The following is a 15070-nucleotide window of genomic DNA, read 5'->3' on the forward strand; positions in this document are numbered from 1 at the left end:
AGGGACGATGGTGCATGACCTTATCAAACGCTTTACCGTTGGCTTTGTACCGTTCTGGTCAGGTGCGCGAATTGGATCGCGTGGCTATTGAAGAGATGGGCATTCCGGGCATTTGCCTCATGGAACGCGCTGGCGCGGCTGCATTCAATCTGTTACAACAACGTTGGTTAAAAGCCAGACGTATTATTGTTGTCTGTGGAGTGGGAAATAATGGGGGCGATGGTTACGTGGTGGCGCGATTGGCCTACTTGGCGGGTTACGATGTCACTGTTTTACAATTAGGCGATACCACTCAGTTAAAAGGCGAAGCTCTTGCCGCTTATGAAGCCATGACCGATGTGGGTTTATTCACGCAAGTTTTTGCGGAAAAAAAATTAAGTATTGTCGATTTAATTGTTGATGCGTTATTGGGGACGGGCTTGGATCGAGAAGTCAGCGGACAATGGCGACAAGTCATTGAAGCCATTAATCGCTCAAAACGCCCTATTTTATCGCTGGATATTCCCTCTGGATTACATGCCGACACGGGAACAGTGTTGGGTGTAGCCATTCAAGCCACAGCCACCATGAGTTTTGTGGGCTTAAAACAAGGCTTATTTACGGGAGAAGGCCCTGCGTTTACTGGACAAGTGTATTTTAATGACTTGCAAATTCCAGCCGTAGCTTATAAACATGTGAAAAGTATTGTGGGACGTATTGAATACGATGTGGTGAAAACCATGTTCGTGCGTCGTTCTCGTATTGCACATAAAGGCAGTTATGGGCATGTGTTGGTGATTGGGGGTGCGCCCGGTATGTTGGGTGCGGTGTGTATGGCGGCTGAAGCTGCGGCGCGGGTGGGTGCGGGAAAAGTCACTGTCGCCACACATCCTTCTCATGCGGCTTTGGTGTCTTTGCATCGTCCGGAGATTATGAGTTATGGCGTGGAAACGACGGAAGCATTAATGCCACTGGTGGATCAAGCTGATGTGGTGGCGATTGGCCCTGGTTTGGGGCAGTCAATTTGGGCTAGAGCGTTATTAGACGCGGTCAAAGATTTGCAAAAACCCGTTGTTGCCGATGCGGACGCATTAAATTTAATGGCACAAACGCCATTCCGTTTTCCTGAAAGTGTGCTAACGCCGCATCCGGGCGAAGCAGCGCGTTTATTAGAAATGTCAACGGTATATATTCAATCGGATCGCTTTCATGCAGTGAAATCGTTACAATTGCGCTTTGGCGGTGTATGTGTATTGAAGGGGGCGGGGACATTGATCGCGGATGAAGACGGTAAAATTAGTGTCTGTACCAATGGCAATCCGGGCATGGCGACGGGCGGAATGGGAGATGTGTTGACGGGAGTGATTGTCAGCTTATTGGGACAAGGCTATACCATCAACGAAGCGGCGCGTTTAGGTGTTTGTTTACACGCCCGTGCTGCCGATAAAGCCGCAGAAAGTGGGGAACGGGGTTTATTGGCTACTGATTTATTTACGTGGTTACGTTATTATGCCAATCCAGAATTATTTTAAATAAAATTGATCGGTTATCTAAAAGTTGCTTATTAATAACTACCCCCCAATGATAACCGCGTTCTTATTTTGCCTAACTCATTAAGTGGTGTTATGTCTAAAAAAATTGAATTAATTGGTGCTGTTGGGGGGGATTCTCCTTATCAAATTGCAGATATTGAGCCATTATTAGCCTCAGAAAACAAAGCCTTAGCGCATGGTCAGGTGTTCACAGGTCGGGTTTGCACTCAAATTTACACGAATGAGACTGATTTAGTAAAAATTCGTCAAGAAATCAAGTTGGATGCCTATTCCGCCCAACGATGGGCGGTGCAAATGTTGGCGAAAGAACAAGGCTACCAAATTCATCATCCCCATAAAACCTGGTTTGTCCAAACCGATACGGAACAATCCGTGGCCTTAATTGGCAGTATTTGCCCGCATTTGCGCCCATTACATACCTTAATTAAAGTGGCTAATCCCACTGAACCCCTTGACTATTGTTTGCGTCATTTAGAGAGATTATTTGATCTCTATTTTCGTGTTGCCAGTGAAATGAATATTCGCTTAGATGAAGGTTTGTCTAATTTTGCTTTAACGGCGAATGATCAACTTTATTATGTGGATGATGATATTTATGCGTGGGATCGGTTTGTGACGTGTGGGCAAATGTTGGGGATTTATTTCCGTGCTTTGCCGTGGTTAAGGGGAAAAATTGCGGTTAATTTAGGACATATTTTACATGATTTGATGATTAAACATTTTAACGATCCCCAATATCTCATGGTATTGGCAGAACAATTGCGGAATATTTATTTAACTGCACCCGAAGCGCAAGCCGCATTAAGCGATTTTATTCATACGTTAAAACCAAAAACCATTCATTTTCCCGCGGTAACTTTGACTGAACAAACCGCGCCCACTTCTCCAGCCAATAAAAATAATAAAGAAAATAACGGGCGTTATTTTGCTTTATTAGCGGATATTCATGCGAATTTGCCCGCTTTGGACACCGTTTTAAATTTTTTAGCCGAGCAACAAGTAGAAGAAGGCATTGTATTAGGCGATGTTGTGGGCTATGGGCCACATCCGGCGGCGTGTGTATCTCGCTTGCAAAATAGTCCTTTTATCATTCTCAAAGGCAATCATGATCATGCTTTAGCCACGGGACATTTTAAAAAAGGGTTTTCAAGTTCAGCCGCTTGGGTGTTGGAATGGAGTATGACGCGAGTGGACGACGCGCAAAAACAATGGCTGAATGATTTGCCGTCGGTTTGGCATGGCGAGGGCTGGATGGGCGTACACGGTGCGCCGATTGATCCGACTTTTTTTAATGCTTACGTTTATGAAATGACTTATCACGATAATTTAAATTGGTTGGCGGAGAAAAAAGTTACCCATTGTTTTCATGGACATAGCCATCAACCGGGGGCTTATCTCAGAAGCAAAAGGAAAGAATACCGCTATATTGAGCCTTTGCTGTCACTCGCCGATTTTGAACACGGTCTTATTTGTCCGGGTTCTGTGGGACAACCACGCAATCGTCAGCCGGGAGCGCAATTTGCCATTTATGATCGCCAAGAACAAGTGATTCGCTATTATTGCTTGCCTTACGCGGTTGAGCCGTTAATTGAAGAAATGGCGGATCAACGTTTTCCCGATACCTTAATAAAATTGTTATTAGGACAGCTTTAGAGCGATATGAAGCGGTCTTATTATCCCTTAATTTTAAACCCAATGGATTGAATTAACCCATGATCAATGAATCAGAAGAAAACGAATTTATTGCACAACGTCGCAGTAAATTACAAGTTTTACGTGAAAAAGGTGTGGCATTTCCTAATGATTTTCGTAGAAATGCGCTCGCAAAAGAGTTAATTGATCTTTATGATGGACGCAGTAATGAAGACTTAATGTCTAACCCTATTCGTGTGAAAGTTGCGGGGCGAATGATGACCCGTCGCATTATGGGAAAAGCCGCTTTTGCCCATTTACAAGACATGTCAGGCCGTTTGCAAGTTTATATTAAGCGAGATGATTTACCAGAAGGGATTTATGCCGAATTTAAACATTGGGATTTGGGCGATATTTTGGGCGTGGAAGGCTATGTATTTAAAACCCAAACGGGAGAGTTATCGCTTCATGCCGAAAAATTGTATTTATTAACCAAATCATTGCGGCCTTTGCCTGAGAAATTTCATGGTTTAACGGATCAAGAAATTCGTTATCGCCAGCGTTATTTAGACTTAATTGCTAATGAAAGTAGCCGCGATATTTTTATGAAGCGGTCAAAAATTATTGCTGAAATTCGGCAATTTTTGGTGGCACGAGATTTTTTAGAAGTCGAAACGCCGATGATGCAAACCATTCCCGGTGGCGCGTCGGCTCGTCCATTCGTGACGCATCATAATGCCTTGGATATGTCTTTGTTTTTACGCATTTCTCCAGAGCTTTATTTAAAGCGATTGGTGGTGGGTGGTTTTGAAAAAGTATTTGAACTGAATCGCAATTTTCGCAATGAAGGCATTTCAACCCGACATAATCCAGAATTTACCATGTTGGAATTTTATCAGGCTTATGCAGATTATCACGATTTAATGGATTTAACGGAAGTGTTATTGCGGGAATTAGCCTTGTCCATTGTGGGCAGTTTGCAAGTGCCTTATCAAGAAGATTGTTATGATTTTGAAAAACCATTTGCGCGTTTAACCGTTAAAGAAGCCTTATTGCAATATAATGCTGATCTGGATCAAGCCGCCGTAGAAAATATGGAATTCATGCGGCAAAAAGCCAAGCAATTAAATTGCAAATTAACAGGACAAGAAGGCTTAGGAATGTTGCAATTATTGGTGTTTGAAGAAACGGTGGAACATCATTTAAAAAATCCCACTTTTATTACCGCTTATCCTAAAGAAGCCTCGCCATTGGCGCGTTGTAACGATGCTAATCCAGAAATTACGGATCGGTTTGAATTATTTATTGGTGGCCGAGAAATTGCCAATGGTTTTTCTGAATTAAACGATGCCGAAGATCAAGCCGAACGTTTCCGCCAACAAGTCCTTGCTAAAAAAGCAGGAAATGATGAAGCCATGCACTATGATGCGGATTATGTTTGTGCTTTAGAATATGGATTGCCACCGACCGCAGGCGAAGGCATTGGCATTGATCGTTTAGTGATGTTATTGACCAATCAAGCCTCTATTCGAGATGTGTTATTGTTCCCACATTTACGGCTTAAATAGATTGTTGAATTTATCGAGAATGGCAGATATTTTTTCTGCCATTCAAAATCAGCAAAGAAAGGAGAAAGAAAAGTAAATGAAACCTGATTTAAATGAAGTAACAACGCATATTTATCAATGGGTGGAAAATCATTTAAGTGTGCCTTCAGTACATTTTAATGATCTTCCCCCCTGTCCTTATAGCAAAGCGGCTTTATTGAGAAATAAAGTGGATATTCGCTGTGGAGAAGGTGAGTTTTTACTGGAGACTTTAGCCGATATTGCGCACACATGGAATGATCAATTTGAAATGGTGATGATGGTGTGCAATAAAGACAGCATTACGCCAGAGGCTTTAATGGCAGGCACAAAAGCATTAAATGAGACATTAAAGCCGCATGATTTAATGACTAATTTCGACCATCCTGACACCACTCATCCGCGTTATCGCGTAAAAACAAGCAATGGCTGTTATGTGGTGGCGATTGTGCAGCGATTAAGTGCTTTTGTCGAAGCGGCTCAACCGTTATTTAAGAAAAATTATTTTAAAAATGTGGCGTATCAATATTTGTCTGATTATCCCTCTTATCAAGGAAATTTCTCGGATAAGAAAGGAGTGGCCGAATTGAGCTTTATTAATCTTCTTCATGAGAAGATTGACGATAGTTTTGCCGCCGATATTAAAGCGGGATTAATGGCTATTCATAAATCTATTCCTGTAAAGTATGTTTATGATGTGACTGGTTCAGAGTTATTCACCCAAATCACGCAAAAATCTGAGTATTATTTAACCCGTATTGAGACGGAGTTATTAAGAGATTTTGCTCAACATATTGATCGTTATTGTTTTTCAGATACGGCATTAGTAGAATTGGGCAGTGGCAGTGCGGTAAAAACTGAGATTTTAATTGAGGCTTTATTGGCACATTATCCTTCGGTGTTATTCGCGCCTATTGATATTGCAGGGGATTTTTTATAAGAACAAGCAGGGCGTTTAAAACAAAAATATCCGAATTTGCAATTATTCAGTGTGGCGGCGGATTATCACGATGGTTTAGAATTTTTGCAGCATGAAGTTAAATCATCTAAATTGGTGATTTGGTTAGGTTCTGATTTAGGGCATTTTGATTATGTTGAAGCGGCGACATTTTTACGCGAACAAATTGTGCCATTATTAGGTGCGAATGACCATTTTTTATTAGGGCTTGATTTGAAAAAATCGCCCGATATTATTAACGCGGCTTATGGTACAGATAACACTAAACCCATTTATTATTACAGTGGGGAATTGGCTAAAAACGCCTTGCGTCGTATTAATGCGCAATTACAGGCCGATTTTAATTTAGCACAATTTGTTTATGACGCAGCTTATTCAGTAGAAAAGGGTTGTGTGGAGTTGTTTTTGAAAAGTACAGTGGATCAAATGGTGGCTATTCACGCGCTGAATTTATCCGTTACTTTTGCGAAAAATGAACGCATTTTAATTCACACCAGTTATAAATATGATGAACCCGCCATTGTGCAATTAGCCGCTTCAGCCAATTTAGATTGGAAAGGACAATGGACGGATGAGAAACGCTGGTATAGTTTAAATTTATTTTCGGTCAAAACGTAAAAGAAGGGGGAAGGGAATGTGGGCTGGAATTGAACGATTAAGTGCGATTGTTGCTTACGATAAAAATCAGCTAATTGGTAAAGAGAATGGCTTGCCATGGCGTTTGCCTGCCGATTTAAAGCATTTTCGGGAATTAACGTGGCAGAAACCCATTGTGATGGGGAAAAACACGTGGCAATCGATTGGGCGAGTTTTACCAGAACGCATTCACATTGTATTAAGTCGTACTTTACGCTCAGAATCTCTGGATTCGCGGGTGACTTTAATACGGGAATTAGCGCATCTTTCTACTTTTGCCGCCAATTATCCCGAAATGATGATCATTGGTGGTGCGCAACTTTATCAAGCCACGTTGCCTTATTTGCACACTTTATATGTGACCGAAATTCAAGCCGAATTGACAGGCGATGCTTATTTTCCTTATTGGGATAAAAAAGAATGGCAATTGGTTGAGTCCAAAGCGCATCAAGCAGATGAATTAAACCCTTATCCTTATTCTTTTCAGGAATGGCGGCGGGTGGGGAATGTTTAACCCCCAATTTCCAAAATGAATAAAATTAATTTTTAGTAATTACTTTATTTATTGGACAAATGAGGGTTAAATAAAAAATCTTTAAGAGCAGCCCATCCATTTTTTCCAGAAAGAAGGGGCAGGTTTCTTTCTCGCCCAGCCAATTCGATCGTCGTGTGTGATTTTAAAATCAGTAAAATCAGGGTGTTGTGTCACGACAAGGTCGTAAACCATTTTCATCTGGAATGCGTCAAGTTCTTTATCAGTATGACTGCCGTGGCTTTCGCGCCAATTAGGGATCATGCGCAAATTGAAGTTTAAATCATCAATTAAAATCCAACTATTTGGCTTCATCAACGGCGCGATCAGGTGAAAAGCCAGCGCATCTGGCTCCCATTCGTGCGCGCCATCCAACAGGCAAAAATCAAACAACGGTTCATAGCCTTGTGCGGTGCGCTGTTGTTGCAGTAATTCAGCAAGATACCAATTGTATCCCAACACATCTCCCACCGCGTGCAAGCGTTCGCCGGGCAAACCCGCATGCTCACGCAATACATTAACATTAACTGGTTGATGAATGGCTTTGTCTAACGTCAGTAATTTTCCTGCCTGTTGTTTTTCCAGCGCGGAAAGAATCACACAGCTCGTCGCACCAAATCCCGTTCCTAATTCAATACAACTTGTTAGTTTATTATCTAAAATAAAGTGGTAAATATCCCGCATCGCCTGCTCAGGCAATAGAAAAATATGCCCCCCCCAACCTTCAGGCGGAGTGTAGGCTTTTAGTGCGTTTAGGGTTTTGTCTAGCATGGTGTTCCCTTACTAAATAAAGAAATAAATGAGCTTTAGTGAGAATAAAAAGAAAGAGGGCAATACCTCCCTAATAGTTTAGAGTGATATTGCCTTATGTATTATACTATTATTAATGCAGCAGGTAAACTCGGCTATTCAGGTGCCAATTCGCCTTCAGCACGTATTTTATAACTGGATTCATTACCCTTATTATCAGTAATATAAAGAGTCGCGTCCCCGGCCTGATTGGCGTAGAGTTGACACGTTACCATATCGGGACCGAACTCTACCCGATTGACAGTCATAAACTCCTCTGGTTCCACCCGACAAGCACGGACATAATCACACGATCCTTCTTTTGCGCTATAAGCGCAGGTATTAACGCCTACTTGTAACAAAGTCGGAACAGGAGCATCTGGCAGTTGGAATATCAGAGGATATTCATTAACAACCAAGTGTATCGCCCCTGTCAAACGGTCAAGATAGCGATAACCCGCATAAAAAGCGACAGTGCGCCCTTTAGCCGCCAAACCAAGAGGAGCCTGCATAAGTCCATTTCCTAAATCAACCAAAAAGCTACGGCCATTATCAATAGCCAATGCACTCTTATAGGCTTTTAACCCTTTGAGCCGATCTGAAGAAATACTTTCCCATTGCGACCAGCCCGTTTGCGAAAAACCAAAAAAGTCTTGCGAATCTACTTTTTCAAACACTTTACGCATCGGATCGCCAGAATCTCCCCAACTGGAGACAACAACAAGATCAATCAAACTGTGTAGCGGATTGGGTTTAATCTTAACGCTAAGATTAACAATATCATTACTCTCCAATAAATTGATGCGTTTTAATGCCAATGTCTCTGTGGATACATTCCGCACCACGTTACCGTAAAAGGAAAGTTCAGCCGAAGTCACCGGAGTCGCTGTCTGATCGCCCAATTTCAATTCAATAGGAGAAACCGATAGCATACTTTGATAAGTATCCGTTACGACAGGGGGCTGGGGAGTTGTTGGAACTGTTGGCTCCGTTGGAGTGGTAGGTTCAGATGTGGTGATTTGGGTAAAGTTTGCACCACAGGTCAGCGACGTTTGAAGTAGTATTGTCAAGATGTAATTAGCACTGCCGTAGTTGCTACAACCACCTGTCCATCCAGCAAATTGATACCCTGAATTTGCCAGCGCATTCAACGTTACTGTTGTTCCAGCGACGTACTGAGAGGCACAAACTTTTGATGCCGCACTGCAATCAATCTTAGAATCAACCGTTCTTAATGTACCGTTGGCAGGTTCTGTGACACTGAGTGTAACGGAATTGTCCGTGGGAGGAACAGGTTCTGTGGGATTTGTAGGTGTTGAGCCTCCGCCATTTTTATTTTGCCACCATTGATTGTAAAGAGAGATATTCGCAATCGACATGGAAATAGAAAGACTGGTAAAGCGAAATGAGCCTAATGCGTTTGGTTGTTGATAAACAATAAAGTAAAAATAGCGAGGAGTTGTGATGGGATTAGGTACAACGCCACCAAATATCTTTTTATTGAGTCCACCTGTCGCTGCTTCCAGTTGATTGGGATAGATGAATTGTCCTGCACCACAAGGAGTGGGTGTGGCAGAAGTGGGATTTTGGCTACAAAACGGCAGATCATCTGCAAAACCGTTCATCACGGGATAAGTTCCTTCCGCAAAGCCTCCACCGCTGCCCGCAATCCCCTGCCAGTCCCCAGATTCACCTGAAATGGTAATAGCATCCGTACCAGGTGGCATGAAAATCCGTAATCGCATTACATTTCCTGTTCCCAAACTAGATACGGGAACACCAGCACTTCCCGGCGTTCTGGAGGAATAAGAAACCCGTAGTGTATGTAATGTGGTGTTTTCTGGAGCTACCGTATAATTTTCTGCGGGTAAGAAATCATACTCGACGTAACTCAGAAGCCGTGCTGACGCATAAGGTGCTATCAGCAGCAATAGATAAAAAGCCAGCATAGGTCTAATAAGACATTTAAAAATCTTCATCATGGAAAATCCTTTAATACCAGTAACAAATATCCCAATTTCAGATTAGAGGGATTTTTTTTAAGAGCAGTATAGTCATGGTTGTTACCTGAAAAGCAAATAACAGCCCGTCAAACGTGAAGCAGCACAGAGTCCCAACGAGAAAACTGGCTGAACAGTTGCCTATAGACTAGACCATTTTTGATCAAACACAAGCATGAGATGGGCCGGTACAAAGATTTTTAGTACTCTGTTTTGATAAGGCTATGTGATTAATGCAATTATGGGTAAGGACGAGCGAATAAAAAAATCTGTCCTTGAAGATGTCTGCAATAAACAAAATAAAAAACGCCCCAAATTTAATTTGGAGCGTTTTACGAACTACAGGAGACCGATTAAACTAATACCGATCAACAATAGGTTTCTGTTATGGCCAAGGACGGTTAACCACGTCTGGATTGTGCGCCAGCGGGGTCAACAGCGAGCTACCAATACCACTGGTCAATGCGAAGAATTTATGAGACATCGCTAACGCAGGAACCCCATTGTAGTTACAGCCAGGAACATAACCGTCGTTCTTCATACCACTGATCGGGTTGAATGACATATCAAACCAGCCAGAGTTGAACTCCCAAGGTGCAGAAACGTAGTTGACCTCCACCAAGTTGATGAAAGTGCGCTCCGGTAACGCTCCACCTGAAAACACGGTTCCCTCATTAGTCACGACTAAGTTCTCAGAATTGTCATAAGAAGAAATCGAGGGAGAGATCAAACCAGACCAACGGAAAGGCGGACTGTAAACACGTTCTGTTGCAACGGTCGTGCCTTCACCATCAATCGGAATAGCACAAGGGTTGTTGAACTCATTAACTGCCAAGTTAGCTGCATTCACGTTGACACGGTGACGGTAACGAGTAGGGAACGTCACAACAACAGATGTTTTTTCAACATCGGTGTTCTCATAAGAACCGTAAACGTTTCTCAAGGCCAACGCATGTTCAATTTCCAACAGGTTATCGATCTCTGTACCACGTACTAAATCATAACCGAATTGGAAGCCAACAGCAGTTTCAGGAGCATTCAAACCACCGACCGCGTCAAAATTGGGGTTAGATAACACGCGTCCATCAAACAAGTAAGGACGTGTCGCCGTACCGTAGAAGCCTAAGAATGGGGATACCACTTCCGGTTCACGTAAGAACCCAGGACGTATAGCACCAAAACCATTGTTTTCAGCCCCTGTGGTGTAGCGAATGGTGTCACCACCGGGAACGTTATCCCACACTTCACCTGCCAGAGCGTAGAAAGGATAGCCCATTCTGTCCACATCACCAATGCGCAGCGTCACATCACCCGTTAAACGAACCCAAGTTGGATCGCTAGTACGGATGTTACCTGAATTAACGTTAGGATACAAAGCACCATTTTCGTCAATTAAGTTGCCTGCTTCGTCACGGGTAACCGCAATAACTTCACGGCCGTTTAACTCGTTTAATCTTTCGCGGGAGGTGTCAAGAATTTTGGCTAAGTTAAACTTAGACATAGTACGCTCAACCACAACAGTTTCAGTTGTGCTAACGCGGACAACTCCTTTAACGCCATACACACCGATCACCTCAATGTGACCCATTTGCAGCGTTTCAGTGCCTGCATTCAAACCATTGATGATGCGATCTGTAAACAGATTCACTTTGACAGGCTTAATGGAACCGAAAGTTGCACGTGCGCCATCGGGTGAACTATAGGTACAACCCGAAGAGCAGATCGTTGGATAAGTTTCGCCAGAAACTACTGGACTCTTGATAGAATCATCGTTTGAATATAAAACAACTTTGGGTTTACCCAATAAAGCTGAATTTCTTACTACTTCGGGATCAGTTGCGGTGTAGAAACCATCTTGATAGATTCTGCCGCGCCACACGTCACCGGGGGTTAAGTACAGAATAAAGTCTAATACTTCAGTAGAATTCGTGGCACTTCTCAAAACCACTTTTGCTTTTACAGCAACGTCAGTGCGAGTATTCACAACTGTCAAGTGGGTGTCATAGCCAGTACTCATATAATTGGCCATGTAGAATGGTCCCATTAAAACCTGACCAATTCCGTCCTCAGCCAAATGGATGGCTTGCGCACCAGTGCTGAATCCTACTCCAGTCGCCAATGCTGCTGCCATTACGGAAGGCAGAAGTTTTTTCTTCAAGTTCTTCATTAAATTTCCACTCCTTAACAAGTATGGATAAAATAGTTTGCTGTTAATCGCTATTGGGCATGAAAAAAAGTATACAAAATTTGCGTTTGCTACACAAGTTGACCACAAATACGAACCCAAGTAACCTTATGAGAATATAGAGTTGATCTTGTGCCACACAAGCCAGCGGCGAACCTATGCTAAACAAAAACCAACACAATGACCGGCCACTACTATACAAAGGTTAGGACGTAAGTGCAACAATTTTTCTTAAAAACCACAGATGAACACAAAATGTTGCATTTTAGCAACAAACCCCGCTTTGCCTGAGTCCCAGCAATAACTGTTCCCAAACCTCTCAACTCTTTTCAAACAACCTGCGCAACATCCCATAAGCCGACCGTTCAGGGGAATGCTGAACGATTTGCTGGTGGGCTTGTGTCATGATTGACACACGCCGTTGGGGCGACTCGATCAACTGCACCAGTGCATCATAACAATTTTGGTACGAAGTGGTATCAATCACCAGTGCATTTTCTTCATGACGCGCAAAACTGTCTGTTCCACCGAACTGAGGCACAATCACTGCCATGCCGCACGCCATGGCTTCCATTGCCGTTAATCCCATCGCTTGAAAAGTTGAGAAATCGACAAAAATATCTGCTTCCCCAAACAACGCGGCAATCCGTGCCGATGAACACATACCCAAATTTTCATACGCAAAATCTTGGGGTAGGCCGACTGCTTTTAAATCCTCATCCGTTACGCCAAAAATCACAATACGCACGTGATCAGCATAACGGTGTTGAATCGCCCGCAACACCTGCATGGTGCGCGACGCGGCACGGCGCACACTCGAAGGCCGCACCATCGCCGTGATAACCAACGGAGAATCCGTTGAACGCTCACGACGCGGACAAAACAAGTCTAAATCAAAACTCGCACCAATAACATGACAATTTCGCTTTACTTGTCGTAAAACTTCCTGCCGCGTCCATTCCGTCTTGGTAAAGCAAACCAAATCAGGAATTTGCAAATACGACAACCAAGCCGCACGAAAATCAGGATGACGACGAAAATAGTAAGAAGCCCACCGCCGCCGTAACCATGCCGACTGCCAAAACCAACGATGTCGTGCCGCTTTATCGACATGAAAATAAGGCTCGAAGTCCTGAATATAATAACCTAAAATTGGCGCGTTGGCGCGTTTTGCTAAAGGCGCAATCCAAGACACTGAATTATTGGCCGTCGCAATCACCGCGTCAAAATTCATACACAAATCAGGAATGCCAAAATCAGTGGGAGAATAAATCACGGGAACGTCTAATTCAGGATAACTGCGCTCAAAACCAACGCGATGGTGTTCAAAATTCAAAATTTGCGCATCGACTCCCATGCGTCGCAAGGCGCGAATTTCCGTGATGACCACATTCGCACCGCCGCCCGCTTCCATCACGGGTAAAATAAACACCATCCGCTTTCCTGCCCATTGATACTGTGCTTGGGCGATAAAATCCCAACGGGTCAATAGCTGTTGAGCGCGATAACGTAAACTGTCTAAAACTCGACTTTCTCGACAAAAAGCCACCCCTTGATCGATAATTTCCTGCCCATGTTTGGCGACTAGCGTTTGTCCGGCCGCTTCTGCCAACTGTTTACGGGCTTCATGAGAATAACTGCGGGATTGCGCGTGATAAATGTAAACATCGTCAGCCACCGCCAACTCCCAACCCGCTTGTCTCGCCCGCAAACAGTAATCATTCTCCTCACCATAACCGCGGGCAAAATGTTCTTCATCAAAATAACCCACCGACAACAACACCGCTCGCTTAATCAACAAACAAAAGCCATTTAAAAAAGGCAAACGTGGATACAAATGCAACGCAGTCGCGCCCAATCTGTTAGCCATTTGTGCGGGCGTGAGGTCTAAAGGCAGAGGATTACTCGCCCAATCGCCGCGCTCTTCGATTTTAGGGATAGACTGCCAAGAAGCGGTATTGCTCAACGGTCCCACCAAACCAATTCGCGCATCCGATTGCGCACACGCCAATAACCGCTCTAACCAAAAAGGCGTGACTATTGTATCACTATTGAGCAAAATAACCACGTCACCGTGACTCACCGCTAAACCTTGATTCGCCGCGCAGGTGTAACCTCTGGCAGTGGCATTGCGTAACAGTAAAATATCAGGCTGTGCAGACAATAATTCATCCAAATAAACGCGGGTCGCATCACCACTGCCATCGTCAACTAAAATCAATTGATAAGGTAAACTGCTCTGTTCACGAATACTCGCCAGACACCGCTGCACATCAGGCAGCGCATTATGAATGCAAACAATAATATCAATGGATTGCGGCTGATACTCGACCCCAGCGTGATCTAATTTATAGTGCGGTAACTGCACTTGTGGGTGGATTTTGGGAGAAAAAGAAGACATGAGGGTATCTTTAGAAAAAAACGGGTTTTTGAGAATTCGACAAATGGGCGATAAAAACAGTCAGAAATGCAAATGTATTTTATTTTACCATTGCCTAGTTTTGCGATAATATTGAAGTAATAACCGGTGCTTATTCCACATTGATTAAGATAGCTATTTCAACCATGCAATATACCATTATTCCTGTGACATCATTTTACCAAAACTGCACTGTTTTATGGTGTCAAAATACGCAAGAAGCGGTCATTGTCGATCCGGGTGGCGAAGCGGATCGAATTATAAAATTTCTCGAACGCCACCAATTAAAATCTGCGGCTATTTTATTAACGCATGGTCATTTAGATCATGTGGGTGCCAGCGTTACCCTAGCAAAACAACTGAATATTCCGATTAAAGGGCCACACATTGCCGACAAATTTTGGTTAGCCGAGATTGAAGAACAATGTAAATTATTTGGTTTTCCTCACCACCCTAATTTTATTCCCGATCAATGGCTGAATCATGGGGACATTATCGAATTTGGAAAAGAAACTTTACAAGTTTTACATTGTCCCGGCCACACGCCCGGCCATGTGGTGTTTTTTCATGCTGCGGACAAATTAGCCTTAGTGGGCGATGTGTTATTTAATGGCTCCATTGGACGCACTGATTTCCCTAAAGGTGATTATGCAACATTAATTCGTTCTATCAAAGAACAATTATGGCCATTAGGCGACGATGTGCAGTTTATTCCGGGACATGGAGAAATGTCTAGTTTTGGTGAAGAACGGCGTTATAATCCTTACGTTTCAGATCGCAATTAATCGGGTAACAATGACA

Annotated in this window: 9 protein-coding genes and 1 pseudogene; 6 read left to right on the forward strand and 4 right to left on the reverse strand. The window is 43.2% G+C overall.

Annotation, left to right across the window (positions count from 1 at the left end):
• Nucleotides 1-14: 14 nt before the first annotated feature.
• The 5 genes and pseudogenes from TPSD3_RS06270 (at nucleotide 15) to TPSD3_RS06295 (ending at nucleotide 6858) form a co-directional block, all read left to right on the forward strand.
• A complete protein-coding gene (locus TPSD3_RS06270) occupies nucleotides 15-1511 on the forward strand; it encodes an NAD(P)H-hydrate dehydratase (protein ID WP_086487726.1) in 1497 nt (498 codons plus the stop codon).
• Nucleotides 1512-1604: 93 nt separating this feature from the next.
• Nucleotides 1605-3185 (forward strand): metallophosphoesterase family protein, encoded by a 1581-nt coding sequence (locus TPSD3_RS06275; RefSeq protein ID WP_086487727.1) that lies wholly within the window; start codon nucleotides 1605-1607, stop codon nucleotides 3183-3185.
• A 59-nt stretch (nucleotides 3186-3244) separates the two neighbouring features.
• Complete coding sequence (lysS, locus tag TPSD3_RS06280) at nucleotides 3245-4732, forward strand: lysine--tRNA ligase (RefSeq protein WP_086487728.1); 1488 nt, start codon at nucleotides 3245-3247, stop codon at nucleotides 4730-4732.
• A 385-nt stretch (nucleotides 4733-5117) separates the two neighbouring features.
• Nucleotides 5118-6326 (forward strand): annotated as a pseudogene (locus TPSD3_RS06290) (L-histidine N(alpha)-methyltransferase).
• Between the two features lie 16 nt (nucleotides 6327-6342).
• Nucleotides 6343-6858: a dihydrofolate reductase gene (locus tag TPSD3_RS06295; RefSeq protein WP_086487731.1), complete on the forward strand. Its 516-nt coding sequence runs from the start codon at nucleotides 6343-6345 to the stop codon at nucleotides 6856-6858.
• 81 nt (nucleotides 6859-6939) lie between these two features.
• On the opposite strand, the gene TPSD3_RS06300 is transcribed toward TPSD3_RS06295, so the two are convergent.
• The 4 genes from TPSD3_RS06300 to TPSD3_RS06315 form a co-directional block, all read right to left on the reverse strand.
• Entirely contained in the window at nucleotides 6940-7647 is a 708-nt protein-coding gene (locus TPSD3_RS06300) for a class I SAM-dependent methyltransferase (protein WP_086487732.1), read from the reverse strand.
• Between the two features lie 134 nt (nucleotides 7648-7781).
• Entirely contained in the window at nucleotides 7782-9596 is a 1815-nt protein-coding gene (locus TPSD3_RS06305) for an InlB B-repeat-containing protein (protein ID WP_140048502.1), read from the reverse strand.
• A gap of 454 nt (nucleotides 9597-10050) precedes the next feature.
• Nucleotides 10051-11832: a hypothetical protein gene (locus tag TPSD3_RS06310; protein ID WP_086487734.1), complete on the reverse strand. Its 1782-nt coding sequence runs from the start codon at nucleotides 11830-11832 to the stop codon at nucleotides 10051-10053.
• Nucleotides 11833-12169: 337 nt separating this feature from the next.
• Entirely contained in the window at nucleotides 12170-14251 is a 2082-nt protein-coding gene (locus TPSD3_RS06315; RefSeq protein ID WP_086487735.1) for a glycosyltransferase, read from the reverse strand.
• Nucleotides 14252-14415: 164 nt separating this feature from the next.
• Between TPSD3_RS06315 and TPSD3_RS06320 the strand changes: the two genes are divergently transcribed.
• Nucleotides 14416-15054 (forward strand): MBL fold metallo-hydrolase, encoded by a 639-nt coding sequence (locus TPSD3_RS06320; protein ID WP_086487736.1) that lies wholly within the window; start codon nucleotides 14416-14418, stop codon nucleotides 15052-15054.
• Nucleotides 15055-15070: the final 16 nt, after the last annotated feature.

It is taken from the genome of Thioflexithrix psekupsensis (assembly GCF_002149925.1).
GTDB lineage: Bacteria > Pseudomonadota > Gammaproteobacteria > Beggiatoales > Beggiatoaceae > Thioflexithrix > Thioflexithrix psekupsensis.